The organism is Agrococcus sp. UYP33 (genome assembly GCF_054060915.1).
This window is the reverse complement of sequence record NZ_JBSSDR010000002.1, coordinates 74,846-100,791: the sequence shown is the minus strand read 5'-3', so window position 1 is coordinate 100,791 and position 25,946 is coordinate 74,846. Positions and strand designations below refer to the sequence as shown.

Here is a 25,946-nt window from a genome sequence, read left to right as displayed (position 1 = left end):
GTCAGCCCCTCGCCGGGAGCTCGCCGCGGTAGCGGGGGTTGTCGACCCGCTCGAGCGAGAGCACGATGCCGATGATGAGGAGCGCGGCGATGAGCTGCGAGCCGCCCGACGAGATGAAGGGCAGCGGCACGCCGAGCACCGGGAGCAGGCCGAGCACGACGCCGATGTTCACGATGGCCTGGCCGATGAGCCAGACCGTCGCGGCGCCGGTGACGACGCGCGTCATCTGCAGCGTCGCCTGCCGCACGATGCGCAGCATCGTCCAGGCGAGCAGCGCGAAGAGCGCGAGCACGACGGCCGCGCCGAGCAGCCCCAGCTCCTCGCCGATGATGGCGAAGATGTAGTCGTTGTCGGCCTCGGGCAGCCACGACCACTTCGCGCGCGAGTTGCCGAGCCCGACCCCGAAGAGGCCGCCCGCGGAGAGCGCCCAGGTGCCGTGCAGCTGCTGCCAGCATCCGGAGTAGTAGTCGGCGTCGGTGCAGCCCTGCACGAAGGCCGAGATGCGGCGCACGCGCGAGGGGCTCGAGAGCACGACGGGCACGGCGAGCAGCACGAGGCCCGCGACGGGCAGCAGCAGGTGCCACCACTTGACGCCCGCGAACCAGAGCGCGCCGAACGACAGCATCACCATGATGACGACGGTGCCGAGGTCGCTGCCGAGCAGCACGAGCCCGATCGAGAGCCCGGCCACGGGCGCCGCGGGGATCCACGCCTGCCAGAAGCTGTCGATGCGCTTCTGCTTGCGGGTCATGATCATCGCGAGCCACACGCACAGCGCGACCTTCACGAACTCCGACGGCTGCAGCGAGAAGCCGCCGATGCCGATCCAGTTGCGGTTGCCGTTCGCGCCGAATCCGAGCGGCGTGAAGACGAGCATCTGCAGCGCGACGCCGAGCCCGACGCCGATCCATGCGAGGCGCTGCCAGATCGTGGCCGGCATTCTCGCGGCGAGCAGCATGAGCACGATGCCGATCGCCGCGAAGGCGCCCTGCTTCGCGAAGTCGGTGAAGAAGGAGGCGTTCGCGACGTAGCTCTCGACCGACGACGACGAGAGCACCATGATCAGCCCGAAGGCGACGAGGAACATCGTCGTGCCGAGCAGCAGCGCCGCGTTGAGGGTCGGCGCGCCGAACATCGACCGCACGCGCACGAGCGCGCGCCTGCCCATCCGCTCGGCGCGGCCGCCGTCAGTGGTCGAGGCGGGAGCCGTCGTCGTCACCATGGGCTCCCCCTTCTCGATCTCGCTCGGTTCGATCTCGCTCGGTTCGATGTCGCTGTGCTCGCACGGCCTCGGCGAAGCGGTCGCCTCGGGCTGCGTAGTCCTCGAACTGGTCCATGGATGCGGCCGCCGGCGCCAGCAGGACCGTGACGCCGGGCGCGGCGTGCGCTGCGGCGGCCTCGACGGCCAGCCGCATCACGGCTCCAGTGTCCGCCGTCTCGACCTCCACGAGCGGGATGCCCGGCGCGTGTCGCGCGAACGCCTCGCGCACGGGGCCGCGCTCGACACCGATCGCGACGGCTGCCACGATGCGGCGGGCGTGCCGCTCGACGAGCGGCGCGACGTCGGCGCCCTTGAAGAGCCCGCCGACGATCCACACGACCCGCTCGAAGGCGCTCAGCGAGCCCTCCGCCGCGTGCGGGTTCGTCGCCTTCGAGTCGTCGACCCAGCGCACGCCGTCGACGTCGGCGATGAGCTCGGTGCGGTGGCGGTCGAGGCGGAAGGAGCGGATGGCGTCGCGCACGTGCGCCGGCTCGGCGCCGAACGCCCGGGCGAGCGCCGCCGCGGCGAGCACGTTGCGCGTCATGTGCGGCGACCGCAGGCCGCCGGGCTCGAGGTCGTCGAGGCTGCCGAGCTCGAGGGCCTGGCGGTGCCGGTCGTCGAGGAAGGCGCGGTCGACGAGGATGCCGTCGACGAGGCCGAGGTCGCTCGGCCCGGGCACGCCGAGGCCGAAGCCGATCGCGCGGCAGCCCTCGACGACCTCCGCCTCCTCGACCATGTGCTGCGTGGCCGGGTCGTCGATCCCGTAGACGGCCGCGATGCGAGCGTTGTGGAAGACCTTCGCCTTCGCGGCGCGGTAGGCGGCCGCGGAGCCGTGCCAGTCGATGTGGTCGTCGTCGATGTTGAGGCACGCGGCCGAGTGCGGCCAGAGCGCACCGGGTCCGTCGTCGGCCATCGCGTGCAGCTGGAAGCTCGAGAGCTCGACCACGAGCACGTCGAAGCCCTGCGGGTCGCGGACGGCGTCGAGCACGGGGGTGCCGATGTTGCCGACCGGCGCGACCCGGAGCCCTGCCGCGCGCAGCATGTGCGCGGTGAGCTGGGTCGTGGTGGTCTTGCCGTTCGTGCCGGTGATGAGGATCCACTCGGCCGCGCGCACCTTGTCGCGCACGCGCCAGGCGAGCTCGATGTCGCCCCACACCGGGATGCCGCGGTCGGCCGCGGCGACGAGCCACGGGTGGTCGGGGCGCAGCCCCGGCGACGCGATCACGAGCTCCGCGTCGGCGAGGGCGTCGGGCACCTCGTCGCGGCCGGCGTCGACGATCGGCACGTCGAGCACGCCGAGGATCGAGCGGCGCTCGTCGTCGACGCGCTCGGCGACCGCGGTGACGGCGGCGCCCAGCTCGGCGAGGGTGTCGACGGCCGCGAAGCCGGTCACGCCGAGGCCGAGCACGGCGACGCGCAGCCCCGACCAGTCGTGGTGCCAGGAGGCGAGGTCGTCGACGCGGGTCATCGCGGATGCACCGTCCACTCGAAGTAGAACGCGCCGACGGCCGCGGCGACGAAGAGCCCGGTGATGATCCAGAAGCGCACCACGATGGTGACCTCCGCCCAGCCCTTGAGCTCGAAGTGGTGGTGCAGGGGCGTCATGAGGAACACGCGCTTGCCGCCGGTCGCCTTGAAGTAGGCGCGCTGCACGATCACCGACCCGGTGACGATGATGGGCAGGCCGGCGATCACGATGAGCAGCAGCTGCGTGTCGGTCATCACGGCGAAGCCGGCGAGCGCGCCGCCGAGCGCGAGCGAGCCGACGTCGCCCATGAAGATCTGCGCGGGGCTCGTGTTCCACCAGAGGAACCCGATGAGCGCGCCCATGACCGTCGCGGCGAGCGTGGCGATGTCGAGCGGCTGCGCCACGTCGTAGCAGCGGGCGGCGTCGCCGGGCGGGAGCTGGCTGAGGCACGACTGGTTGAACTGCCAGAACGCGATGAACACGTAGCCCACCATCGACAGGATCATCGAGCCGGTCGCGAGCCCGTCGAGGCCGTCCGTGACGTTCACCGCGTTCGCCGCGGAGACGTTGATGACGGTGATCCAGAGGACGAACAGGATGATGCCGAGCGCGCCGAGCGGCGCGAGGTCGAGCCACGGGATGTCGCGCACGCCCGAGATCACCGGGTCGGCGAGCGGCATGCCCGTCGATCCCGCGGGGATCGTGAGCACGAGCACCGAGAACACGACCGAGACGATGAGCTGCCCGGCGACCTTCGCCCAGCCGCCGAGGCCGAGGGATCGCTGGTTCGAGATCTTCAGGTAGTCGTCGACGAAGCCGACGGCGCCCATCCCGACGATGAGCAGCAGCACGAGCAGCGCCGGCAGCGTGGGCGGGTCCTGCCCCAGCAGCTTGCCGCCGAAGTAGCCGACGAGCGTCGCCACGATGAAGATGAGGCCGCCCATCGTGGGCGTGCCGCGCTTGACGTGGTGCGACTGGGGGCCGTCGTCGCGGATGAACTGGCCCCAGCCGATGCGGGCGAAGCCGCGGATGAACAGCGGCGTCGCGAGCAGCGACACGAGCAGCGCGATCCCCGCGGAGGCGAGCAGCACGAGCATCAGCGGCCGCCGATCCGGTCGGCGAGGGGCTGCAGGCCCGACACGTTCGACGACTTGAACAGCACGACGTCGCCGTCGACGAGCTCGCGGCGCAGCAGCGCCTCCGCCTCGTCGGCGGTCTCGACCCACGTGGTCTCCTGGCCGTACGACGACTCGAGCTCCGCGGCGTCGTGGATGGCCTTGGCACCCGCGCCGACGACGACGAGCCGGTCGATGCGCACGCGCACGGCGAGGCGACCGAGCCGGTCGTGCTCCTCGACCGCGTGCGGTCCGAGCTCCGCCATCTCGCCCAGCACCGCGATCGAGCGGCGGCCGGCCTGGCGCGTCATGTGCGCGAGCGACCGCAGCGCCGCCGCGGTCGAGTCGGGGCTCGCGTTGTAGGCGTCGTTGATCACCGTGATGCCGCCGCCCGGCTCCAGCAGCTCCATGCGACCGCGCTCCGCGCGCTCGAGCGTGCCGAGCGCCTCCACGGCCCGCCCGAGGTCGAGCCCGAGCGCGTCGGCGACCGTGAGCGCGGCGAGCGCGTTCATCACGTGGTGCTCGCCGAGGATGCGCATGCGCAGCGGCCAGGTCTCGTCACCGCGATGGATGGTCGCGATCGTGCCCTCGAGGGTCGAGTCGATGCCGCTCGCCCACAGCGCGGTCGGCTCGTCGTCGCTGCCCGCGTCGGTCCCGAACCACGCGATCCGCGCTCGCGTCGATGCGGCCATGCCCGCGACGCGCTCGTCGTCGCGGTTGAGCACGGCCACGTGCTCCGACCCGAGGTCACGCACCATCTCGGTCTTCGCGCGCGTGGTCGCCTCGACACCGCCGAACTCGCCGGCGTGCGCGAGCCCGACCTTGAGCACGACGCCCAGGTCCGGGCGCGCCATCGCGGTCAGGCGCGCGATGTCGCCCTCGACGCTCGCACCCATCTCGAGCACGAGGTAGCGGGTCGCCTCGTCGATGCGGAGCATCGTCATGGGCGCGCCGACCTCGTTGTTGAACGACTTCACGGGGCTCACCGTGGGCCCGTGCTGCTCGAGGATCGCCTGCAGCATGTTCTTCGTCGTGGTCTTGCCGTTCGAGCCGGTGATGCCGATCACCGTGAGCTCCCCGGCCGCGCGCACGCGTCGGATGACCTCGGCGGCGAGCGCGCCGAGCGCCACCACGCCGTCGGGCACGACCACGTGCGGCACGTCCCGCTCGAGCGGCCGCTCGGCGACCACGAGGGCGGCGCCCGCGGCGATCGCCGCGTCGATGAACCGATGCCCGTCGGTGACCTCGCCCGGCATCGCGAAGAACACCGCGCCGTCGGCGACGAGCCGGGAGTCCGTCTCGACCGAGCCGGTCACCGCGACGTCGTCGCCGTGCAGCGTGCCGCCGACGGCAGCCGCGATCTCGCTCGCGCGCATCGTCAGCATCAGTTCCAGCCCGCCTCGTGCAGCGCGAGCCGCGCCTCGTCGCGCGCGACGAACGGCTCGCGGCGGCCGGCGACGTCGCGGTAGTCCGCGTCGCCGGGGCCGGCCCACAGCACGGTGTCACCCGGACCGACGAGCGCGAGCGCGGCGCGGATGGCGTCCTCCTCGGGCGACGACTCGATGACCGGCTTGTCGCCGGCTGCGGCGCGCGCGCCCTCGAGCACCTGGGCGCGGATGCTCGCGGCGTCCTCGGTGCGCGGGTTGAAGTCGGTGACGACGACGGCGTCGGCGAGCTCGGCGGCGATGCGCCCCATCTCGGCCCGCTTCGTCGTGTCGCGGTCGCCGTCGGCGCCGAAGAGCATGACGAGCCTGCCCTCGGTGACGCGGCGGAGCGCCTGGAGCGTCTGCGCGAACGCGTCGGGGCTGTGGCCGTAGTCGACGAAGACCGACGGCCCCTCGTCGCCCGAGACGCGCTCGATGCGGCCGGGCAGGGTCGCGCGCATGCCGCGGTCGATGACCTCGGCGACGCCCTCGATCTCGAAGCCGTCCTCGACGAGCATGAGGATCGCGATCGCCGCGTCGACGGCCATGTGGCGGCCGATGAACGGGATCTGCACCTCGATCGCGCCGCCGTCGATGCCGGTGAGGGTGAACGAGGTGGAGACGGCCGTCTCCTCCCAGATGTCGACGTGCCAGTCGGCGCTGCGGTCCGGGTCGCTCGTCACGGTCGTGACGGGGATGCGGCTGCGCTCGGCGACCTTGACGCCCCAGTCGGTGTCGACGCACACGACGCCGCGCTCGGCGCGGTCGGGCGTGAAGAGGTCGAGCTTCACGTCGAAGTAGGCGTCCATCGAGCCGTAGTCGTCGAGGTGGTCGTGGCTCAGGTTCGTGAAGGCCACGACGTCGAACACGACGCCGTCGATGCGGTGGCGCTCGAGCGCCTGGGCGCTCACCTCGAGCACGGCGGCGCGGACGCCCGCCTCGCGCATACGCGCGAGCAGCGCGTGCAGCTCGCTGGCCTCGGGCGTCGTGAGCTTCGAGGTGACGACGAGGTCGCCGACGTGCCGCTCCGCGGTGGTCGAGAGGCCGGTGACGAAGCCGAGGTCGGCGAGCAGGCCCTCGAGCATGAACGCAGTCGAGGTCTTGCCGTTCGTGCCGGTGATGCCGAAGAGCTTCGGCGGCTGCTCGTCGGTGCGGTAGACCCACGCGGCGATCTCGCCGAGGGCCGCGCGCGGCTCGTCGACGACGATGACGGGCACGTCGGTCTCGAGCATCGCGGCGCCGGCCGGGTCGGTGACGACGGCGACGGCGCCCCGCTCGAGCGCCGCGGCCGCGAACTCGGCGCCGTGCCGGTGCGCGCCCGGCAGCGCCGCGAAGATGTCGCCCGGCTGCACGTCGGAGGAGTCGATCGTGATGCCCGTGACCTCGACGCCGTCGAGGTCGGCGTCGACCTGCAGGTCGAACTCGTCGACGAGCCCGGCGATGGGCCGCGGAGCGGGATGCTCCGGACGCAGGATCCTCGGGGTCACGCCCGCCACGGACATCCTCTCCTCAGTGCTGTCACGCCCGCCGCCGTCTCGCCGGTCAAGGCTGCTCCTCCGCCGGCCACTCGAGCGGCACATCGGATGCCGGGGTGGTGCTCGGGGGGATGTCGTAGTGGCGGATCAAGAGGTTCACCATATCGTGGAAGGCCGGGATCGCCCCGCCGCTGGTGCGGATGGTCTGGGGGCTGTCGAAGAGCGTCAGCACCACGAACTGCGGGTCGTCGACCGGGAACACGCCGGCGACGGAGATCATCATCCGCGCCGGGTCGTAGCCCGAGCCGTCCTCGTAGGCCATCTGCGCGGTGCCGGTCTTCGCGGCGATCCGGTAGCCCTCGATCGGGAACGTCTCGTAGCCGTAGTCGGTGACGACGTGCTCGAGCACCTCGAGCGTCTGGCGCGCGGACGACGCGCTCACGACGCGCTCCCCGTCGCCCGTCTCGGGCGACGTCACGGTGCCGTCGGCGGCCGTGCAGCTCGCGATCAGGCGTGCGGGGAGGTGCTCGCCGCCGTTCGCGAGCGCCTGGTAGGCGGAGGCGAGCTGGATGGGCGTGGCGGCGATGCCCTGCCCGAAGAGCACGTTGAGCCGGGTCTGCGGGTCGAGCGCCGACGCGTCGCGCAGCGGCACCGCCTGCTCGCCCGCGAAGCCGACGGCCGACTGCTCGCCGAAGCCGAAGCGGTCGAGGTAGTCGAAGTAGTCGGCGCGGTCCATGTCCTCCGCGAGGCGCACCATGCCCGAGTTCGACGAGTTCACGAGGATGCCGGCGGCCGTCCACTGCTTGACCTCGTGTGAGTGGGCGTCGCGCACGCGCACGCCCGGCTCCGTGTAGGTCCACGGCACGCTCAGCTGGTCGCTCGGCTCGACCAGGCCGAGGTCGACCATCGCGGCGAACGAGAAGGTCTTGAAGATCGAGCCGGGCTCGTAGGCGGCGGTGAAGGCGCGCGAGCCGCGGTCGCGCTGGTCGGTCGCGGTGGGGTCGTTGGGGTCGACCGTCGACGACTCCGCGACGGCGGCGATCGTGCCGTCGGTGCGCATGATGATCGTGGTGCCGCTGCGGGCGCGCAGCTGCGCGGTGTACTGCTCGGTGAGCTGCTGCGCCTGGTACTGCACGTCGGCGTCGATCGTGAGCTGCACCGTGCCGCCGTCGACGGCCGGGTCGGTGAGCATCGAGCCCGGGATGGGCGTGCCGTCGGCGCCGCGGTCGAAGGTGCGGCTGCCGTCCTGCGCGTCGAGGCAGGCATCCTCGCTGCGCTCGATGCCGGCGAGCGGCTCGCTCTGGCCCATGAAGCCGACGAGGTTCCCGCCGACGGAGCCCGCGGGGTAGACCCGCTGCGGGTTGAGCCGCAGGTAGACGTACGGCAGGTTCAGGTCGCGCACCGCCTCGTACTGCGTCGCGGTGAGGCCGCTCGCGAGCAGCAGGTAATCGGACTCCGGGTTGCGCTCGAGCTCGGCGAGGATCATCGCCTGCAGGTCGAGCGGGTCGTCGCCGGTGATCGCGGCGATGCGCTCGAGCGCCTCGCCGCCGGTCACGGTCGCGTCGACGCCGTCCACCTCGGGCACGAGGTCGCGCGTGTACTGCGGCGAGATCGTCAGGTCCCAGCGGTCGACGCTCTCGGCCAGCACGGTGCCCGCGGCGTCGACGATCGGGCCGCGGGTGCCGAAGATCGTCTGCGAGACGCCCCGTCGGCCATCCGCCTCGGCGTTGAGCGCCTCGGCGCGCACGAGCTGGATGTCAGCGAGCCGCACGACGAACGTCGCGAGCAGCGCGAACGTCAGCGCGGCGACGAGCATCGTCCGCACCCGGTTCCGGCTGCGGTTCCGCTTCACGGCCAAGGGCACCTCCGCTTCAATCGCTCGCATCGGCGAGCCTCGGTCGAGTCACCGCACGCTAGCGGCCCGGCGGCCTCCAGGCGGGCCGCCACGCCCTCACTCCCCCGTGGTGGTCGGGAGGAGCGTGCCGGGCGCGGGCTGGTCGGCCGCCTCGGCGGCGGCCGGCGCCGCGGCGGCGCTCACGCCCGCGGGGAGGAGCATGCCCGGGTGCGGCCGCACCGCGGCGGCCTGCACCTGCTGCACGGTCGCCGCAGCCTGTGGCGCCTCCGCGAGCAGCGCGTTGGGCACGTGCATGCCGAACTGGTCGACCGCGGGCACCTGCATGTGGAGCGCGTCCGGTCCGCCCGCGGTCACGGCGCCGCCGAGCGTGAGGAACTGCGAGGGCTGGCCGGCGAGCATGCCGAGCTCGTCGGCGGCGACCGCGACGTGCTGCGGCGACGACAGCACCGCGATCTCCTCGGCGAGCGTCTGCTCGGTGCGGGCGAGCGCGGTCGACTCGCCCTGCAGCGCGCTCAGCTGGTAGGCGCCCTCGCTGATGACGACCGAGAGGCCGAGCTGCGCGACGATGATGCCGGCGAGGCCCACGAGCCCGACGATGCCGTGCACGAGGCGCGGCGCGCGACGCGGCGCGATCGCGGGCAGCGCCCGCAGGTGGCGCTCGCGCTCCGGCCGCTCGGCGGTCGGCAGGGGGCGCAGGTCGATGGCGGCGTGGCTCTGCACGGCGGCGGTGCTCATGACAGCTCCTCGGTGGTCGATGCGAGTCGGATGCGCTCGGCGGCTCGGAGCCGGACGGGCGCGGATCGGGGGTTGGCGGCGCGCTCGGCCTCGTCGGCGAGCTCTGCGCCCTTGACGAGCAGCCGCAGCTGCGGTGCGTGCTCGGGCAGCTCGGCCGGCAGGTCGAGCGGTGCGGTCGAGGATGCGGCGGCCTGCAGCGCGCGCTTCACGATGCGGTCCTCGAGCGACTGGTACGCGAGCACGACGAGCCGGCCGCCCTGCCCGAGCGCGCCGATCGCGGCGGGCATCGTGCGCTCGAGGATCGCGAGCTCCTGGTTGACCTCGATGCGCAGCGCCTGGAACACGCGCTTCGCGGGGTGGCCCTGGTTCGACAGCGCGCGCGGCGTCGCCGCCTGCAGGATGTCGACGAGCTGCTTCGAGGTCTCGATGGGCGCGGTGTCGCGAGCCGCGACGATCGCCCGGGCGTAGCGGTCGGCGAGCTTCTCGTCGCCGTACTCGCGGAAGAGGCGAGCGAGGTCGCGCGCACCGCGCTCGGCGAGGATCGTGGCGGCCGTGACGTCGCCGTCCTGCCCCATGCGCATGTCGAGCGGCGCGTCCTTCGCGTAGGCGAAGCCGCGGTCGGCGGCGTCGAGCTGCAGGCTCGAGACGCCGAGGTCGAGCAGGATGCCGTCGGCGGCACGCACGCCCGCGGCGCGCGTCGCGAGGTCGATGCGGTCGTAGGTCGCCTGCACCGGGCGGAAGCGGCCGCCGAAGCGCGCGAGGCGTGCGCCCGCGAGCCGGATGGCGTCGGGGTCGCGGTCGATGCCGGCGACCACGAGCGTCGGGTGCGCGGCGAGCATCGCCTCGGTGTGGCCGCCCATGCCGAGCGTGCCGTCGACGACGACCGGGGTGCGGCCGGCTGCGGCGGCGGCCTCGATCGCGGGGGCGAGCAGCTCGAGCGTGCGCTCGAGCATGACCGGGGTGTGGAGATCGGCTGCGTCCATGTCGTGCCCTGCTCCCGTCCCGGCCCCTGATCCCCATCCGTTCGACGCGCCACCGGGGAAGGTGCGGCGCGGCGGACAGCTGGGAGTCACGAGCCGGGTCAGAAGATGCCGGGGATCACCTCCTCGGTCGTCGAGGCGAAGTCGGCCTCCTTGGCCGCGTAGTACTCGTTCCAGGCGGCGGTGTCCCAGATCTCGGCGCGGGTGCCCGCGCCGATGACCGTCAGGTCGCGGCCGAGGCCCGCGTAGTCGCGAAGGTTCGCGGGGATGGTGATGCGGTGCTGGCTGTCGGGCTGCTCGCTCGACGCGCCCGACAGGAAGAGGCGGAGGAAGTCGCGGGCACCGGACGACGTGAGCGGCGCCTGCCGGATCTGCTCGTGCAAGTGCTCGAACTCGCGCATCGAGAAGACGTAGATGCAGCGCTCCTGGCCGCGCGTGAGCACGAGGCCGCCCTCGAGCTCCTGGCGGAAGCGGGCGGGGAGGATGACGCGGCCCTTGTCGTCGAGCTTGGGCGTGTGGGTGCCGAGGAACACATCGCCCCCTCTCGTCCGGCCTGCGAGATGCGCCGACGTCTGCCGACATCCTCCACTCTACTCCACTTGCCGCCACTAAGCCCGTGTTTCATTCCCCGAATCGCCGCAGTTCCCAAGCGTTTCCTGCGCTGCGTCGGTGGAGGGGTTCGACGGCCGATCGGGCGCGTCGGCAGCCCCACCCGCGTCCGGGCACGCGAAAGGGGCCAGCGCTCATCGCGCTGGCCCCGTCGTGGAGGTGTGTGGAGGGACTAGCCCCTGGTGTTCCGGTCGTCCCACTCCTGGGCGAGCCGGTCCATGAGGCCGGGTCCCTGCTTGGCGGCGGCCGGACCCTCGCCCGGACGCCCGCGGCCCACGGCGTCGTCGCCGGTGGCGGGCTTCGAGGCCGACAGCGCCCACAGCGCTCCGACGACCGCGACGCCGAAGCCGGCGACGCCGATGATCGCGAGCTTCATGAGCACGCCGACGACGATGAGCACGAGGCCCACGGCGATGCCGAGCACGCCGATGGCGACCTTCGTGTAGTCGACGGTGCGAGGACCGCTCGACGTGTTCACGATGTCTGCCTCGTGCTTGTAGAGATTGCGCTCCATCTCATCGAGCAGACGCTGCTCGTGCTCGGAGAGGCCCATCTCGCACCCCCTTCGCTCGACCGGTGCGGATGGAAGTCTACGCGTGTCTGCTGTCAATAGCATGTGGGTTGTGTCGGCACAGCAGCGCTTCGCCCGAGCCGTCGAGGGCTCGATCCACCAGTACCTCGATGCGCGCGAGCGCGCCCTGACGGAGATCTCGCCGGATGCCGCGACGCTGCTGCGGCTCGTGCGCGAGATGGTCTCCGGCGGCAAGCGGGTCCGCAGCGCGTTCGTGCTGTGGGGCTGGCACGCCGTGACGGCGGCGCGGGCGGATGCCGACCGCACCGCGGGCACGGAGCAGGACCCGGAGTGGGCCGACGTGATCGGGATCGCGACCGCGATGGAGCTCTTCCACGCCGCCGCGCTCGTGCACGACGACATCATCGACGCCTCCGACACCCGCAGGGGCAGGCCGGCCATGCACCGCGCGCTCGAGTCGGTGCACCGCGACGGCCAGTGGGTCGGCGACGCCGCGTCGTGGGGCTCGAGCGCCGCGATCCTGGTCGGCGACCTGCTGCTCAACTGGGCGGACGACCGCATGCTGCTCGCCTGCCGCGGCGCGGCGCACGGCGACGCCGTGCACGACGCCTACCGCCGCATGCGCGAGGAGGTCACGTTCGGGCAGTACCTCGACGTGCTCGAGGAGGCGGCCTGGATCCGGCAGGACCCGGAGGCGCTGCTCGACCGCGCCCACACGGTCGCCGTCTACAAGTCGGCGAAGTACTCGGTCGAGGCGCCGCTCACCCTCGGCGCGCTGCTCGCGGGGGCCAGCGACGCCCAGCTCGACGCGCTCGCCGGCTACGGGCTGCCGGTCGGCGTCGCGTTCCAGATGCGCGACGACCTGCTCGGCGTCTTCGGCGATCCGGAGGTCACCGGCAAGCCCGCCGGCGACGACCTCCGCGAGGGCAAGCGGACGGTGCTCATCGAGATCGCGCGGCAGCGGCTCTCCCAGGGCGTCCGCACGATGCTCGACGAGCTGCTCGGCGACCGCGAGCTCGACGAGCGGCAGGTGGCGATCCTGCAGGACGCCATCCAGCGCTCCGAGGCGCCGACGCGGCTCGAGGCGCTCATCGACCGAGCGGTCGGCGAGGCGCTCGAGGCGCTGCACGAGGGCGAGCTGTCGCGGTCCGCGGTGCTCGAGCTCGAGCGGCTGGCCGACACGGTCGCGAAGCGCGACCGGTAGCGCTCAGCCGAGCAGCTGGGCCGCCTTGCGCACCGAGGCCTTGCCGCCGGCGCGCATCGCCGCGATCGGCGACATGCCGAGCGAGTCGTCCTCGGCGAGCAGCCAGTCGATCGCCTCGTCCTCGGTGATCCCCTGGTCGAGCAGCACGAGCAGCGTGCCGCGCAGCTCGGTGAGCGGCTCCCCGTCGCGGATGCACAGGGCGGGCACCTGGAGCGGGCCGTTGCGCCGCGTCGCGGGCAGGCGGTGCTCCTCGATCAGGCGGTGGATGCGTCCGACCGGCTGACCCAGGAGGGTCACGAGGTCGGGCACGGCGAGCCAGGCGTTGTCTTGCGTCACCCCTCCATCCTGCCATTCCGGCGTGGGTGCCTGGCAAGCGCGCCGGCGCCGCCTATCCTCGCCATCGTGCCCGTCGACCCCCGCGATCCCGTCATCGGACGGACGATCGACCGTCGGTACGCCGTCGGCGAGCGCATCGCCCGCGGCGGCATGGCGAGCGTCTACGAGGGGCTCGACATGCGGCTCGACCGCAAGGTCGCCGTCAAGGTCATGCACCCGCACCTGGGCGACGACGAGCACTTCCGTGAGCGCTTCATCCAGGAGGCGAAGGCCGCCGCGCGGCTCGCGCACCCCAACGTCGTCAACACCTACGACCAGGGCGAGGAGGACGGCCTCGCGTGGCTCGTCATGGAGCTCGTGCCGTCGATCACCCTGCGGGACCTGCTCGTCGACCGCGGCCGCATCACCCCCGAGCAGTCGCTCGACGTGCTCGAGGCGATCCTCGCCGGGCTCGCCGCGGCGCACCGCGCGGGCATCGTGCACCGCGACCTCAAGCCCGAGAACATCCTGCTCGCGCACGACGGCCGCATCAAGATCGGCGACTTCGGGCTCGCCCGCGCGGCGACCGCGAACACCGCGACCGGCAAGGCGCTGCTCGGCACGATCGCCTACCTCTCCCCCGAGCTCGTCACCCGTGGCCTCGCCGACGCCCGCAGCGACATCTACGCCGTCGGCATCATGCTCTTCGAGATGCTCACCGGCACCCAGCCGTTCACCGGCGACGAGCCGATGCAGATCGCGTTCCAGCACGCGAACGAGCAGGTCCCGCTGCCCTCGAGCGTGACGCCCGGGGTGCCGGAGGCGCTCGACTCGCTCGTGCACTGGGCGACGCAGCGCGATCCCAACCTGCGCCCGGCCGACGCGTCCGAGATGCTCGCCGAGCTGCACGCCGTGCGGGAGCGCGGCATCGACCGCCCGACGACCGTGCTGCCCGTCGTCGGCGAGGACGACCGGTCGACGACGATCATCGAGCGGCCCCGGCCGCAGCGCCGCCGCCAGCTCGTGGCCGAGCCGCAGGTCGTGGAGGATGCCGGCGACGGCGTCGCGACGACGGCCCTCGCGCGCCGGGTCACCGTGCGCCGGCGGCGCGGCATGCTGTGGCTCGCCGTCGTCATCATCGGCGCGCTCGTCGCCGCCGGGGTCGGCTGGTGGTTCAACCTCGGGCCGGGCGGCAGCGCCACCGTGCCCGCCGTGACCGGCGAGACGCAGGACGCGGCGGTCGCGCTGCTCGCCGAGCACGGCATCGAGGTGGCCGGCACCGTGTCCGAGCCCGACTACGACCTGCCGGCCGGCCATGCGCTCCGCACCGATCCGGACGCGGGCACGGTGCTCGCGAATGGCGAGGCGGTGCAGCTCGTGCTGTCCTCCGGCCGCCGCAGCCTGCCGCCCCCGGCCGTCGCGGGGAGGCCCGTCGACGACGCGCGCGCCGCGATCGAGGCGGCCGGCTTCGCGGTCGCCGAGGGCGAGCCCGACGCGATCTTCGACGGCGCCACCGCCGGCACGGTGCTCGCCGCCTTCACGCCCGACGGCACCGACGTCACGCAGCTCGAGGCGATCGAGGAGCGCACGCCGATCGCGCTGCGCGTCTCGCTCGGCCCCGTGCCCGCCGAGGCCGGCCAGGTCGCCGCCGAGGCGGAGGCGGCGCTCGTGCAGGCCGGGCTGGTCGTCGACTTCTCGGCCGAGGAGCACTCGACCGAGGTCGAGCAGGGCCGCCTCATCTCGCTCGCGATCCCCACCGACCGGCCGCTCCGCAGGGGCGAGGCGGTGAGCGGCGTCGTGTCGCTCGGGCCGCGCATGCTCGAGGTGCCGGACGTCGTCGGCAAGCCCATCACCGAGGCGGTGCAGGCCATCCGCGACGCCGGCCTCGTGCCCGACCTCCGCACCAACGTGCCCGAGCCGCTCCAGGCCCTCGCGACCATCCTGTCGCAGGACCCCGGAGCGCCCGGGCCGGTCGTCGAGGGCTCGACGATCGTGCTGGACGCGACCTACTAGCCGGCGCGGCGCTACGGCCGCTGCGCCGCCCGCAGCTCCTCGGCGACGAGGAACGCGAGCTCGAGCGACTGCATGTGGTTGAGCCGGGGGTCGCACAGCGACTCGTAGCGCGTCTCGAGCGCGAGCTCGTCGATCTCCTCCGCGCCGCCGAGGCACTCGGTGACGTCGTCGCCCGTGAGCTCCACGTGGATGCCGCCGGGGAACGTGCCCACCGCGCGGTGCGCCTCGAAGAAGCCGCGCACCTCGTCGACCACGTCGTCGAAGCGGCGCGACTTGTAGCCGTTCTTCGTCGTGATGCCGTTGCCGTGCATCGGGTCGGTGACCCACAGCGGCGTCGACTCGAGCGACTTCGAGGCCTCGAGCAGCGGCGGCAGCGCGTCGCGGATGCGACCGGCGCCCATCCGGGTGATGAAGGTGATGCGGCCGGGCTCGCGCTCGGGGTCGAGCTTGTCGACGAGCGCCTCCATGTCGGCGGGCGTCGTCGATGGCCCGAGCTTCACGCCGATCGGGTTGCGCACGCGCGAGAAGAAGTCGACGTGCGCGCCGTCGATCTCGCGGGTGCGCTCACCGATCCACTGGAAGTGGCTCGAGGTGTTGTAGGCGAGGCCGGTGCGCGAGTCGATGCGCGTGAGCGGGCGCTCGTAGTCCATCAGCAGGCCCTCGTGGCCGGTGAAGAACTCCACGCCACGCAGCTCGTCGAAGTTCGCGCCAGCGGCCTCCATGAAGCGCACGGCGCGGTCGATCTCGCCGGCGAGCGCCTCGTAGCGCGCGAACGACGGGTTCTGCGCGAAGCCCTTGTTCCACGAGTGCACCTGGCGCAGGTCGGCGAAGCCACCCTGCGTGAAGGCGCGCACGAGGTTGAGGGTCGACGCGGCCATGTGGTAGCCGCGCAGGATGCGCTGCGGGTCGGCGGTGCGCGACTCGAGCGTGAAGTCGAAGCCGTTGACGATGTCGCCGCGGTACGCGGGCAGCGTGAGGTCGCCGCGGGTCTCGGCGTCGCTCGATCGCGGCTTCGCGAACTGGCCCGCCATGCGGCCCATCTTGATGACCGGCATCGCCGAGCCGTAGGTGAGCACGACCGCCATCTGCAGGATCGTCTTCACCCGGTTGCGGATGTTGTCGGCCGTCGCGCCGGCGAACGTCTCGGCGCAGTCGCCTCCCTGCAGCAGGAAGGCGTGGCCCTGCGCCGCCGCGGCGAGCCGCTCGCGCAGCATGTCGACCTCGCCGGCGAAGACGAGCGGCGGCGCGCTGCGCAGCTCGCGGCGCACGTGCTCGACCGCATCCTCGTCCGGCCACGCGGGCTGCTGCTTGATCGGCAGCGCGCGATACGCGTCGAGGCCGTGCTCGAGGGAGCGTCGCTCGTCCGGGTCGGTGATCGCGATGGTGTCGGTCATGCCAGCCTCTGCTTCATGCGGCGCCGAGCGCGCCGCAGATCAGTCTAGCGAGCGGGTCATCGCCCGCGCTTCCCGGCGAGCGCGCTGCGCTCCGCCTCGACGCGCGACTTCACGCTCGACGCGTACACGTCGACGTACTCCTGGTCGGAGATGCGGTTGAGCGCCACCATGATCTCGTCGGTGATGGAGCGCAGCACGAAGCGGTCGCCCTCGAGGTTGTAGTAGCGCGAGAAGTCGAGCGGCTCGCCGAAGATGATGCCGATGCGGCCGACCTTGGGCAGCCTGCGGCCGATGGGCATGATCTTCTCGGTGTCGACCATGACGCACGGCACGACCGGGACGCGCGCGTCGAGCACCATGCGGGCGACGCCCGTGCGGCCGCGGTACAGCTTGCCGTCGGGGCTGCGCGTGCCCTCGGGGTAGATGCCGATGAGGCCGCCGTCCTGCAGCTGCTGGAGCGCGGCGTTGAGGCTCTGCGAGCTCTTCTCCCCGCCCGAGCGGTCCATCGGCAGCTGCCCGACCGCGAGGAAGAACCAGCGCACGAGCTTGCCCTTGAGGCCGGGGCCGTTGAAGTAGTCGGACTTCGCGAGGAACCAGACGCGGCGGTCGATGACGAGCGGCATGAGGAAGGAGTCGATGACCGAGAGGTGGTTGCCGGCGATGATCGCGCCGCCGTGCTCGGGGATGTTGTCGAGGCCGACCACCCAGGGCCGGAAGACGCGCGTCATGAACGGGCCAACCACCCAGTGCCGCAGCAGCCAGTAGAACATCGCACCTCCTTCGCGCCCCGAGCCTAGGGCAGGTGTGGACGCCCGACGGACATGCGCCCCGCCTGCCGCCGACCGGCGCGCTCGACCATAGGATGAGCCCAACGCACGACAGCCGAAGGAGTCGCAGTGCCAGAGATCACCGTCCCCGAGGGCGTCATGCCGCCGGTCGTCGCCGCTGACCCGGAGGCGAACGTCACCGACCTGCTCGAGGAGACGCTCCTGAACCACCCGGACGCGCCGCTCTTCGCGGTGCCGGAGGGCGAGGGCTGGCGCGACATCCCGACGCGCGAGTTCCACCGCCAGGTGATCGCGCTCGCGAAGGGCTTCGTGGCGGCGGGCGTGCAGCCCGGCGACTTCGTCGGCTTCATGTGCAAGGTGCGCTACGAGTTCTCGCTCGTCGACTTCGCGCTCTGGTACGCCGGAGCCCGCATGGTGCCCGTCTACGAGACCTCAGCGCCCTCGCAGATCCAGTGGATCCTCTCCGACGGCGGCGCGACCCGCGTCATCCTCGAGGACGCCGACCTCGTCTCGCGCTTCGACGAGGCGCACGGCGACCTGCCGGCGATCACCGACGTGTGGCGCATCGACCGCGGCGACCTCGACCGGCTCGTCGAGCGCGGCGTCGACGTGCCCGACGACGAGATCGAGCGGCGCCGCTCGATGGCCCGCGGCAGCGACCTGGCGACGCTCATCTACACGTCGGGCTCCACCGGCCGCCCCAAGGGCGTCATGCTCACGCACGCGAACTTCGTCGAGCTGTGCCGCAACGCGCGCGTCGTGATGGCGGATGTCGTGGGCCCCGGCACGTCGACCCTGCTGTTCGTGACGCAGGCGCACGTCTTCGCCCGCTTCATCTCGGTGCTCGCGATCGCCGCGAGCGTGCGCGTCGGCCACCAGTCCGACACGAAGAAGCTGCTCGCGTCGCTCGGCTCGTTCAAGCCGACCTTCTTCCTCGCTGTGCCGCGCGTGTTCGAGAAGGTCTACAACGCGAGCGAGCAGAAGGCCGAGGCCGGCGGCAAGGGCAAGATCTTCCTGCGCGCCGCGCACGTCGCGGTCGCGCACTCGAAGGCGCTCGACGCCGGCCACGTGCCGCTCGGCCTCAAGCTGCAGTTCGCGCTCTTCGACCGGCTCGTGCTCAACAAGCTGCGCACCGCGATGGGCGGGCAGGTGCGCTACGCCGTCTCCGGCTCCGCGCCGCTGTCGACGTTCCTCGCGCACTTCTACCGCTCGCTCGGCATCCGCATCCTCGAGGGCTACGGCCTGACCGAGACGACGGCGCCGCTCACCGTGAACGTGCCCGACCGGTTCAAGATCGGCACCGTCGGACCGGCGCTGCCCGGCAACGGCGTGAAGATCGCAGAGGACGGCGAGGTGCTCGGCAAGGGCGTCGCCGTGTTCGACGGCTACTGGCACAACGAGCAGGCGACGAAGGATGCCTTCACCGAGGACGGCTGGTTCCACACCGGCGACATCGGCTCGCTCGACGCCGACGGCTACCTGACGATCACGGGCCGCAAGAAGGAGCTGCTCGTCACCGCGGCGGGCAAGAACGTCGCGCCGAACACGCTCGAGGACCCCATCCGCTCGAACACGATCATCGGCCAGCCGGTCGTGGTCGGCGACCAGAAGCCGTTCATCGCCGCCCTCATCACGCTCGACGGCGAGATGCTCGCCACCTGGCTCGAGAACCACGGGCACGACCGCACGATGTCGCTCGAGCAGGCGGCCGCGCACCCCGCGGTCGTCGAGGAGGTGCGCAGCGCCATCCAGAAGGCGAACACGCTCGTCTCCCGCGCCGAGTCGGTGCGGAAGTTCGCGATCCTGCCGGTCGAGTTCATCGAGGCCAACGGCCACCTGACGCCGAAGATGTCGATCAAGCGGCAGAACATCATGGACGACTTCAAGGCGCAGATCGACGACATGTACGCGTCGAACTCGACCGCGCACGACGTCGGCGCGTGACCGGCATCGCATGATCGTCCCCGCCACCGCCCACGGCACCGCGGCGGTGGCCGACCACTACGACGAGCTCGACGCGGTCTACCGCAGCCTGTGGGGCGAGCACGTGCACCACGGGCTGTGGACGACCGGTCGCGAGCGGCCGGCCGAGGCGGTCGAGGCGATGGTCGACGCGGTCGGCGAGCGCCTGCGGCTGCAGCCCGGTGCCCAATGCGTCGACATCGGCTGCGGCTACGGCGGCACCGCGCGGCGGCTCGCCGCGACGCGCGGGGTGCGGGTCGTCGGGTTCACGCTCTCGGGCGAGCAGGCGAGGCACGCCGCCACGATCCCCGCCGCCGACGTCGACATCCGGGTCCGCGACTGGCTCGACAACGGCCTCCCCGACGCCTCGGCCGACGCCGCGTGGGCGATCGAGTCGAGCGAGCACATGGCCGACAAGCAGGGCTTCTTCGACGAGGCGCACCGCGTGCTGCGTCCCGGCGGCCGCCTCGTCGTCTGCGCGTGGCTCGCCGAGACGGGCGCGCGGGGCTGGAAGGTCCGCCACCTGCTCGAGCCCATCTGCAGCGAGGGCAGGCTGCCCTCGATGGGCACGCGCGAGGAGTACGCCGCGATGGCGCGCACCGCGGGCTTCGAGGTGGTCGGCTACGACGACGTCAGCCGCCGCGTCGCCCGCACCTGGACGATCTGCACCGGCCGCATGCTGCGCGCGGTCGTCGTGGATCCCGAGATCCGCCGGCTCGCCCGCACCGCGCGCAACCGCGTCTTCGCGCTGTCGCTCCCCCGGCTGATGCTCGCGTACCGCACCGGCGCGATGCGCTACGGCATCTTCACGCTCGAGAAGCCGGCCTAGTACCAGGGAGCCTTGCGCACCTCGGCCATCGCGACCGAGCGCATCGGCTTCTCGAGCGCCTGCAGGTACAGCTTGCCGTCGAGGTGGGCCACCTCGTGCTGCAGCATCTGCGCCATGAGCCCCTCGCCCTCGAGCACGACCTCCGCGCCGTCGAGGTCGACGCCCTCCACGCGGCAGAACGGGTGCCGCGGGGTCGGGAAGCCCAGCTCCGGCACCGACAGGCAGCCCTCGTCGACGAGCACCGGCTCCCCGCGCACCTCGACGATGCGCGGGTTCAGCACGTAGCCGACCTCGCCGTCGACGTTGTACGAGAAGGCGGCCTTCGCGACGCCGATCTGGTTGGCGGCGACGCCCGCCCGGCCGGGCACCTGCACCGTGTCGAGCAGGTCCTGCACGAGCGCGGCGGTCGCGGGCGCCGCCGGGTCGACCGCCGCGGCGCGCTCGCGCAGCACCGGGTCGCCGAAGACGCGGATGTCTCGGACGCTCATGCCGGGCGCACGACCGCGATGAGGTCGCCGGCCTCGACGGGCGTCGTGCCGCTGAGCGCCATCCGCTCGACCGTGCCGGCGATGGGCGTCGTGATCGCGGCCTCCATCTTCATGGCCTCGATCGTCGCGATCGGGTCGCCCGCGGCGACCGTGTCGCCCTGCGCGACCTTGACCGTCACCGCGCCCGCGAACGGGGCCGCGACCTGGCCGGGCACCGAGGCGTCCGCCTTCTCCGCCCGCGGCTTGTCGACCGTGACCGAGCGGTCGCGCACGTACACCGGGCGCAGCTGGCCGTTCAGCACCGTCATGACCGTGACGATGCCGTCGTCGTCGGGCTGGCCGACCGCTTCGAGCTCGACGTTGAGGGTCACGCCGCGGCCGATGCCGACCTGGTGCTCCTCGCCCGGCTGCATGCCGTAGAGGTAGTCGATCGTGTCGACGACCGACAGGTCGCCGAACTGCGCGCGCGTCTCCTTGAACGCCCGCGTGGGGCCGGCGAAGAGCAGCTCGTTGAGCGCGTCCTGCCGGTCGGCGCCGGGCGTCTCGAGGCGGGTGCGCTGCTCCCCGGTGAGCGGCGTGATCGAGATGTCGACGTCGCGCCCCTCGAGCACCTTCGAGCGGAAGGGCTCGGGCCAGCCGCCCGGCAGGTCGCCCAGCTCGCCGGCCATGAAGCCGATGACGGAGTCGGGGATGTCGTACTTGCGCGGGTCGCGCTCGAAGTCGTCCGGGTCGACGCCCTGCGCGACGAGCTGCAGCGCGAGGTCGCCGACGACCTTCGACGAGGGCGTCACCTTCGTCGGGCGGCCCAGGATGCGCGACGCGGCCGCGTACCAGTCCTCGATCTTCTCGAAGTCGTCGGCGAGGCCGAGCGCGATCGCCTGCTGCCGCAGGTTCGAGAGCTGGCCGCCCGGGATCTCGTGGCGGTACACGCGGCCGGTGGGGCCGGGCAGGCCCGACTCGAACGGCTTGTAGAGGCGGCGGACCGCCTCCCAGTAGGGCTCGAGGTCGCTCGCGGCGTCGAGCGAGAGCCCGGTGTCGCGGTCGGTGTGCGCGACCGCGGCGATGAGCGCCGAGAGCGACGGCTGGCTCGTCGTGCCCGCCATCGGCGCGCTCGCGACGTCGACGGCGTCGACGCCCGCGGCGGAGGCGGCGAGCAGGGTCGCGAGCTGGCCGCCGGCGGTGTCGTGCGTGTGCAGGTGCACGGGCAGGTCGAAGCGCTCCCGGAGCGCGGCGACGAGCTTCGATGCGGCACCCGCGCGCAGCAGGCCCGCCATGTCCTTGATCGCGAGCACGTGCGCGCCTGCGTCGACGATCCGCTCGGCGAGCGCGAGGTAGTAGTCGAGCGTGTAGAGGTCCTCGGCGGGGTCGAGCAGGTCGCCGGAGTAGCAGAGCGCCACCTCCGCGACCGTCGTGCCGGTCGCGAGCACCGCATCGATCGCGGGGCGCATCTGGTCGACATCGTTGAGCGCGTCGAAGATGCGGAAGACGTCGATGCCGGTCGCGGCGGCCTCCTCGACGAAGGCCTCGGTCACCTCGGTCGGGTACGGCGTGTAGCCGACGGTGTTGCGGCCGCGCAGCAGCATCTGCAGCGGGATGTTCGGCATCGCCTCGCGGATGGCGACGAGCCGCTCCCACGGGTCCTCGCCGAGGAAGCGCAGCGCGACGTCGTACGTCGCACCGCCCCACGCCTCCATCGACAGCAGCTGCGGCGTCATGCGCGCGACGTGCGGGGCGACCGCGACGAGGTCGGCGGTGCGCACGCGGGTGGCGAGGAGCGACTGGTGGGCGTCGCGGAAGGTGGTCTCGGTGACCGCGAGCGAGGTGCGCTCGCGGAGCGCCTTCGCCCAGCCGGCCGGGCCGAGCTCCTGCAGGCGCTGGCGCTCGCCGTCGGGCGCGGGCGCCTCGAGGTCGATCGCGGGCAGCTTGATCGCCGGGTTGATGACGTCGACGGCCTCGCCGTTCGGCTGGTTGACGGTGACGTCGGCGAGCCAGGCGAGCACCTTCGACGCCCGGTCCTTCGGCGGGTTGATGCGCGTGAGCTCGGGGTGCTCGTCGATGAAGTGCGTCGACACGTCGCCGGCGCGGAAGTCGGGGCTGTCCAGCAGGTTGAGCAGGAACGGGATGTTCGTGGCGACGCCGCGGATGCGGAACTCGCTCACCGCGCGGTGCGCGCGGCGGATCGCGGTGTCGAGGTCGCGGCCGCGACACGTGACCTTCGCGAGCATCGAGTCGAAGTGGGCGCTCACCTCGGTGCCGGGGTTGATCGTGCCGCCGTCGAGGCGCACGCCCGCGCCGCCCGGCGAGCGGTACGCGGTGATGCGGCCGGTGTCGGGGCGGAAGCCGTCGGCGGGGTTCTCGGTCGTGACGCGGCACTGCAGGGCCGCGCCGTGCATCTGGATCTGGTCCTGCGTGAGGCCGAGGTCGGCGAGCGACTCCCCCGCGGCGATGCGGATCTGGCTCGCGACGAGGTCGACGTCGGTGATCTCCTCGGTGACCGTGTGCTCGACCTGGATGCGCGGGTTCATCTCGATGAAGACGTGCTGGCCCTCGCGCTCGCCCGCGGTGTCGAGCAGGAACTCGACGGTGCCGGCGTTGACGTAGCCGATCGAGCGCGCGAAGGCGACCGCGTCGCGGTAGAGCGCGTCGCGCTGCTCCTGCGAGAGGTTCGGCGCCGGCGCGAGCTCGACCACCTTCTGATGGCGGCGCTGCACCGAGCAGTCGCGCTCGAACAGGTGCACCGTCTCGCCCGACGCGTCGGCGAGGATCTGCACCTCGATGTGGCGGGGGCGCACGACGGCCTGCTCGATGAACATCGTCGGGTCGCCGAAGGCGCTGTCGGCCTCGCGCATGGCGGCCTCGAGCGCGTCGCGCAGGTCCTCGCGGCGCTCGATGAGCCGCATCCCGCGCCCGCCGCCGCCGGCGACCGCCTTGCAGAAGACCGGGAAGCCGAGCTCATCGGCGCCCGCGACGAGCGCCTCGAGGTCGGTCGTCGCGGGGGTCGAGGCGAGCACGGGCACGCCGGCTGCGATCGCGTGCTCCTTGGCCGTCACCTTGTTGCCGGCCATCGCGAGCACCGTCGGGCCGGGGCCGACGAACGTGATGCCCGCCTCGGCGGCCGCGGTCGCGAGCTCGGGGTTCTCGCTCAGGAAGCCGTAGCCGGGGTAGATGGCGTCGGCGCCGGCGTCCCTGGCGACGCGGATGATCTCGCTCACCGTGAGGTAGGCGCGCACCGGGCGGCCCGGTTCGCCGATCTGGTACGCCTCGTCGGCCTTCTGGCAGTGCAGCGAGTTGCGGTCCTCGTGCGCGTACACCGCGACCGTGCGGATCCCCAGCTCGTTGGCGGCCCGGAAGGCGCGGATCGCGATCTCGCCACGGTTGGCGACAAGCAGCTTCGAGAACATGGCGGATTCCTCCGAGAGGTGCGGCGACGCGGTCTTTCCAATCTAGTGCCGCTAGGCTTGGCCGCCGTGCACGTACTCTCGATCAGCTCCCTCAAAGGCGGTGTCGGCAAGACGACCGTGACCCTCGGTCTCGCCTCCGCAGCCTTCGCCAAGGGCCTCCGCACGCTCGTGGTCGACCTCGACCCGCAGTCGGACGCCTCGACCGGCATGGACATCGAGATCGACGGGCGCCTCAACGTCGCCGACGTGCTCGCGAACCCGAAGGACAAGATCGTCCAGCAGGCGATCTCGCCGTCCGGGTGGACGCAGGGCCACGGCGGCACCATCGACGTGCTGATCGGCTCGCCGTCCGCGATCAACTTCGACGGCCCGCACCCGACCATCAAGGACATCTGGAAGCTCGAGACGGCCCTGACGACCGTCGAGGACGACTACGACCTCGTGCTCGTCGACTGCGCCCCGTCGCTCAACGCCCTGACGCGCACCGCGTGGGCCGCCTCCGACCGCGTGCTCGTCGTCACCGAGCCCGGCCTGTTCTCGGTCGCGGCCGCCGACCGCGCGCTGCGCGCGATCGAGGAGATCCGCCGCGGCCTCAGCCCGCGCCTGCAGCCGCTCGGCATCGTCGTGAACCGCGCCCGCCCGCAGTCGCTCGAGCACCAGTACCGCATCCAGGAGCTCAAGGACATGTTCGGGCCGCTCGTGCTCGAGACGATCCTCCCCGAGCGCACGTCGATGCAGCAGGCCCAGGGCGCTGCCCGCCCGCTGCACGTGTGGCCCGGCGAGGGCGCGCAGGAGATGGCGCTGCAGTTCGACGAGCTGCTCCAGACCGTGCTCACCGCCTCCGGCCGCGCCGGCGACGAGGCCGCGTCGGGCCGCAAGGTGCCCGCGCCGACCGCAGCGGTCGACGCGACGGCGGCTGCAGAGCTCGAGGCAGCGGCGGAGGCTGACGCCGACGGCACCGCCTCCTCGGCGCCCGCAGCCGACAAGCGCCAGTAGGAGCGCCCGCTCCGTGAGTGGTCACTCCGGCACGTCAGTGGTCACTCCGGCATGTGAGTGGTCACTCCGGCAACGTGAGTGGTCACTCCGGCACGTGAGTGGTCACTCCGGCACGTGAGTGGTCACTCCGGCACGTGAGTGGTCACTCCGGTACGTGAGTGGTCACCCGGTAGGTGAGCGGTCACTCCAGTAGGTGAGTGGTCATTCCAGGACGTGGGCACTCCGGATGCGTGACGTTGCTCTGTGATGCGAGCCGCGGCTCTGGGAAGTGACCACTCGGGCGCGGAAGTGACCACTCAGGCGCGGAAGTGACCACTCAGGCGCGGAAGTGACCACTCAGGCGCGGAAGTGACCACTCAGGCGCGGAAGTGACCGCTCAGGCGCGGAAGTGACCGCTCAGGCGCGGAAGTGACGGCTCGCGGGCGGAAGTGCCGCTCGCGCTGCGGACGCACCGCAGCGACGTCAGGCCGTACGGCTCCGGCGCGCGCGGCGCGCCGCGAGCTCGTCGACGTGGCTGTCGTCGACCGGGGTGACCTCGAGCTCGATGAGCTGGGTCTCGACCTCGCGCAGCACCTTGCCGACGGCGATGCCGAACACGCCCTGGCCGCGGCCGAGGAGGTCGATGACCTCGTCGCTCGACGTGCAGAGGTAGACGCTCGCACCGTCGGAGATGAGCGTGGTCTGCGTGAGGTCGCGCACGCCGGCCTCGTGGAGCTGCTGGATGGCGACGCGGATCTGCTGCAGCGAGATGCCGGTGTCGAGCAGGCGCTTGACGAGCTTCAGCACGAGGATGTCGCGGAACGAGTAGAGGCGCTGGCTGCCGGAGCCGTGCGCGGGGCGCACGGTCGGCTCGACGAGGCCGGTGCGCGCCCAGTAGTCGAGCTGGCGGTAGGTGATGCCGGCGGCGTCGGCGGCGATCGCGCCGCGGTAGCCCACCGCGTCGGTCTCCTGCGGCAGCCCGTCGGTGAACAGCAGGCCTGCCTCGAAGCGGCCGCCCTCGGTGGTGCCGGTGCTGCCCTGGGTGTCATCCCGGCTGCCGTCACGCATGGCCGTTCCTTCCGCTGGCTGGGCTCAACCTTCAAGAAGAGATTGAGTGTTCGGC

Annotated in this window: 21 protein-coding genes; 5 read left to right on the top strand and 16 right to left on the bottom strand. The window is 72.4% G+C overall.

All coding sequences use genetic code 11. The annotated features are described in order from the left end of the window. Position 1 precedes the first annotated feature (1 nt). The 10 genes from ftsW to ACVWW9_RS10670 all read right to left on the bottom strand — a co-directional run bounded on the left by ftsW (position 2) and on the right by ACVWW9_RS10670 (position 11,475). Positions 2–1,222, bottom strand: a complete 1,221-nt coding sequence (ftsW, locus tag ACVWW9_RS10715) for a putative lipid II flippase FtsW (protein ID WP_456515499.1) — start codon at positions 1,220–1,222, stop codon at positions 2–4. After that, positions 1,188–2,729 carry a UDP-N-acetylmuramoyl-L-alanine--D-glutamate ligase gene (gene murD, locus ACVWW9_RS10710; protein WP_456515498.1) on the bottom strand — a complete coding sequence of 514 codons (1,542 nt, stop codon included), beginning with the start codon at positions 2,727–2,729 and terminating at the stop codon, positions 1,188–1,190. The genes ftsW and murD overlap by 35 nt, the downstream gene beginning before the upstream one ends. Continuing rightward, positions 2,726–3,826, bottom strand: a complete 1,101-nt coding sequence (mraY, locus tag ACVWW9_RS10705) for a phospho-N-acetylmuramoyl-pentapeptide-transferase (protein WP_123697629.1) — start codon at positions 3,824–3,826, stop codon at positions 2,726–2,728. The genes murD and mraY overlap by 4 nt, the downstream gene beginning before the upstream one ends. Beyond that, entirely contained in the window at positions 3,826–5,229 is a 1,404-nt protein-coding gene (locus ACVWW9_RS10700) for a UDP-N-acetylmuramoyl-tripeptide--D-alanyl-D-alanine ligase (protein WP_456515497.1), read from the bottom strand. The genes mraY and ACVWW9_RS10700 overlap by 1 nt, the downstream gene beginning before the upstream one ends. Continuing rightward, the gene (locus ACVWW9_RS10695) at positions 5,229–6,770 is read right to left on the bottom strand and encodes a Mur ligase family protein (RefSeq protein WP_456515496.1); all 1,542 of its coding nucleotides are present in this window, start codon (positions 6,768–6,770) and stop codon (positions 5,229–5,231) included. Before ACVWW9_RS10695 ends, ACVWW9_RS10700 begins: the two co-directional genes overlap by 1 nt. A 40-nt stretch (positions 6,771–6,810) precedes the next feature. Next, positions 6,811–8,595 carry a peptidoglycan D,D-transpeptidase FtsI family protein gene (locus ACVWW9_RS10690; protein WP_354261636.1) on the bottom strand — a complete coding sequence of 595 codons (1,785 nt, stop codon included), beginning with the start codon at positions 8,593–8,595 and terminating at the stop codon, positions 6,811–6,813. 99 nt (positions 8,596–8,694) lie between these two features. Continuing rightward, positions 8,695–9,333: a hypothetical protein gene (locus ACVWW9_RS10685; RefSeq protein WP_354261344.1), complete on the bottom strand. Its 639-nt coding sequence runs from the start codon at positions 9,331–9,333 to the stop codon at positions 8,695–8,697. After that, on the bottom strand, positions 9,330–10,316 hold the full coding sequence (gene rsmH / locus ACVWW9_RS10680; RefSeq protein WP_456515495.1) for a 16S rRNA (cytosine(1402)-N(4))-methyltransferase RsmH: 987 nt from the start codon (positions 10,314–10,316) through the stop codon (positions 9,330–9,332). The genes ACVWW9_RS10685 and rsmH overlap by 4 nt, the downstream gene beginning before the upstream one ends. A 98-nt stretch (positions 10,317–10,414) precedes the next feature. Beyond that, positions 10,415–10,846, bottom strand: coding sequence for a division/cell wall cluster transcriptional repressor MraZ (gene mraZ, locus ACVWW9_RS10675; RefSeq protein WP_456515494.1), 432 nt, complete (start codon positions 10,844–10,846; stop codon positions 10,415–10,417). A gap of 248 nt (positions 10,847–11,094) precedes the next feature. Next, a complete protein-coding gene (locus tag ACVWW9_RS10670) occupies positions 11,095–11,475 on the bottom strand; it encodes a DUF3040 domain-containing protein (RefSeq protein WP_123697622.1) in 381 nt (126 codons plus the stop codon). A gap of 70 nt (positions 11,476–11,545) precedes the next feature. On the opposite strand from ACVWW9_RS10670, the gene ACVWW9_RS10665 reads away from it, so the two are divergent. After that, positions 11,546–12,658, top strand: coding sequence for a polyprenyl synthetase family protein (locus ACVWW9_RS10665; protein WP_456515493.1), 1,113 nt, complete (start codon positions 11,546–11,548; stop codon positions 12,656–12,658). A gap of 3 nt (positions 12,659–12,661) precedes the next feature. Here the strand turns inward: ACVWW9_RS10665 and ACVWW9_RS10660 are convergent, their stop codons facing one another. Then, positions 12,662–12,994, bottom strand: coding sequence for an Rv2175c family DNA-binding protein (locus ACVWW9_RS10660; protein WP_123698539.1), 333 nt, complete (start codon positions 12,992–12,994; stop codon positions 12,662–12,664). A 66-nt stretch (positions 12,995–13,060) separates the two neighbouring features. Between ACVWW9_RS10660 and pknB the strand changes: the two genes are divergently transcribed. Continuing rightward, positions 13,061–14,986, top strand: coding sequence for a Stk1 family PASTA domain-containing Ser/Thr kinase (gene pknB, locus ACVWW9_RS10655; RefSeq protein ID WP_456515492.1), 1,926 nt, complete (start codon positions 13,061–13,063; stop codon positions 14,984–14,986). An 11-nt stretch (positions 14,987–14,997) separates the two neighbouring features. On the opposite strand, the gene ACVWW9_RS10650 is transcribed toward pknB, so the two are convergent. Together ACVWW9_RS10650 and ACVWW9_RS10645 are read right to left on the bottom strand one after the other, a co-directional pair. Further along, on the bottom strand, positions 14,998–16,380 hold the full coding sequence (locus ACVWW9_RS10650) for a class II 3-deoxy-7-phosphoheptulonate synthase (protein WP_123697619.1): 1,383 nt from the start codon (positions 16,378–16,380) through the stop codon (positions 14,998–15,000). Positions 16,381–16,436: 56 nt separating this feature from the next. After that, positions 16,437–17,150 carry a lysophospholipid acyltransferase family protein gene (locus tag ACVWW9_RS10645; protein WP_456515491.1) on the bottom strand — a complete coding sequence of 238 codons (714 nt, stop codon included), beginning with the start codon at positions 17,148–17,150 and terminating at the stop codon, positions 16,437–16,439. A 156-nt stretch (positions 17,151–17,306) separates the two neighbouring features. On the opposite strand from ACVWW9_RS10645, the gene ACVWW9_RS10640 reads away from it, so the two are divergent. Beyond that, the gene (locus ACVWW9_RS10640; RefSeq protein ID WP_456516023.1) at positions 17,307–19,112 is read left to right on the top strand and encodes an AMP-dependent synthetase/ligase; all 1,806 of its coding nucleotides are present in this window, start codon (positions 17,307–17,309) and stop codon (positions 19,110–19,112) included. Between the two features lie 10 nt (positions 19,113–19,122). After that, on the top strand, positions 19,123–19,959 hold the full coding sequence (locus ACVWW9_RS10635) for a class I SAM-dependent methyltransferase (protein ID WP_456515490.1): 837 nt from the start codon (positions 19,123–19,125) through the stop codon (positions 19,957–19,959). Here the strand turns inward: ACVWW9_RS10635 and ACVWW9_RS10630 are convergent. Together ACVWW9_RS10630 and ACVWW9_RS10625 are read right to left on the bottom strand one after the other, a co-directional pair. Next, positions 19,956–20,447, bottom strand: coding sequence for a peptide deformylase (locus tag ACVWW9_RS10630; protein WP_456515489.1), 492 nt, complete (start codon positions 20,445–20,447; stop codon positions 19,956–19,958). The genes ACVWW9_RS10635 and ACVWW9_RS10630 overlap by 4 nt on opposite strands. Further along, on the bottom strand, positions 20,444–23,848 hold the full coding sequence (locus ACVWW9_RS10625) for a pyruvate carboxylase (RefSeq protein WP_456515488.1): 3,405 nt from the start codon (positions 23,846–23,848) through the stop codon (positions 20,444–20,446). The genes ACVWW9_RS10630 and ACVWW9_RS10625 overlap by 4 nt, the downstream gene beginning before the upstream one ends. Before the next feature lie 66 nt (positions 23,849–23,914). Between ACVWW9_RS10625 and ACVWW9_RS10620 the strand changes: the two genes are divergently transcribed. Next, on the top strand, positions 23,915–24,844 hold the full coding sequence (locus tag ACVWW9_RS10620) for a ParA family protein (RefSeq protein ID WP_456515487.1): 930 nt from the start codon (positions 23,915–23,917) through the stop codon (positions 24,842–24,844). A 462-nt stretch (positions 24,845–25,306) separates the two neighbouring features. On the opposite strand, the gene ACVWW9_RS10615 is transcribed toward ACVWW9_RS10620, so the two are convergent. Beyond that, positions 25,307–25,891 carry a MerR family transcriptional regulator gene (locus ACVWW9_RS10615; RefSeq protein ID WP_123697613.1) on the bottom strand — a complete coding sequence of 195 codons (585 nt, stop codon included), beginning with the start codon at positions 25,889–25,891 and terminating at the stop codon, positions 25,307–25,309. Positions 25,892–25,946 lie beyond the last annotated feature (55 nt).

What these genes read in the sequence shown, in the direction of transcription:
- ftsW (WP_456515499.1), bottom strand. Translation starts at nt 1,222, where the DNA reads ATGGTGACGACGACGGCTCCCGCCTCGACCACTGACGGCGGCCGCGCC.
- murD (WP_456515498.1), bottom strand. Translation starts at nt 2,729, where the DNA reads ATGACCCGCGTCGACGACCTCGCCTCCTGGCACCACGACTGGTCGGGG.
- mraY (WP_123697629.1), bottom strand. Translation starts at nt 3,826, where the DNA reads ATGCTCGTGCTGCTCGCCTCCGCGGGGATCGCGCTGCTCGTGTCGCTG.
- ACVWW9_RS10700 (WP_456515497.1), bottom strand. Translation starts at nt 5,229, where the DNA reads ATGCTGACGATGCGCGCGAGCGAGATCGCGGCTGCCGTCGGCGGCACG.
- ACVWW9_RS10695 (WP_456515496.1), bottom strand. Translation starts at nt 6,770, where the DNA reads ATGTCCGTGGCGGGCGTGACCCCGAGGATCCTGCGTCCGGAGCATCCC.
- ACVWW9_RS10685 (WP_354261344.1), bottom strand. Translation starts at nt 9,333, where the DNA reads ATGAGCACCGCCGCCGTGCAGAGCCACGCCGCCATCGACCTGCGCCCC.
- rsmH (WP_456515495.1), bottom strand. Translation starts at nt 10,316, where the DNA reads ATGGACGCAGCCGATCTCCACACCCCGGTCATGCTCGAGCGCACGCTC.
- ACVWW9_RS10670 (WP_123697622.1), bottom strand. Translation starts at nt 11,475, where the DNA reads ATGGGCCTCTCCGAGCACGAGCAGCGTCTGCTCGATGAGATGGAGCGC.
- ACVWW9_RS10650 (WP_123697619.1), bottom strand. Translation starts at nt 16,380, where the DNA reads ATGACCGACACCATCGCGATCACCGACCCGGACGAGCGACGCTCCCTC.
- ACVWW9_RS10645 (WP_456515491.1), bottom strand. Translation starts at nt 17,150, where the DNA reads ATGTTCTACTGGCTGCTGCGGCACTGGGTGGTTGGCCCGTTCATGACG.
- ACVWW9_RS10640 (WP_456516023.1), top strand. Translation starts at nt 17,307, where the DNA reads ATGCCGCCGGTCGTCGCCGCTGACCCGGAGGCGAACGTCACCGACCTG.
- ACVWW9_RS10635 (WP_456515490.1), top strand. Translation starts at nt 19,123, where the DNA reads ATGATCGTCCCCGCCACCGCCCACGGCACCGCGGCGGTGGCCGACCAC.
- ACVWW9_RS10630 (WP_456515489.1), bottom strand. Translation starts at nt 20,447, where the DNA reads ATGAGCGTCCGAGACATCCGCGTCTTCGGCGACCCGGTGCTGCGCGAG.
- ACVWW9_RS10625 (WP_456515488.1), bottom strand. Translation starts at nt 23,848, where the DNA reads ATGTTCTCGAAGCTGCTTGTCGCCAACCGTGGCGAGATCGCGATCCGC.
- ACVWW9_RS10615 (WP_123697613.1), bottom strand. Translation starts at nt 25,891, where the DNA reads ATGCGTGACGGCAGCCGGGATGACACCCAGGGCAGCACCGGCACCACC.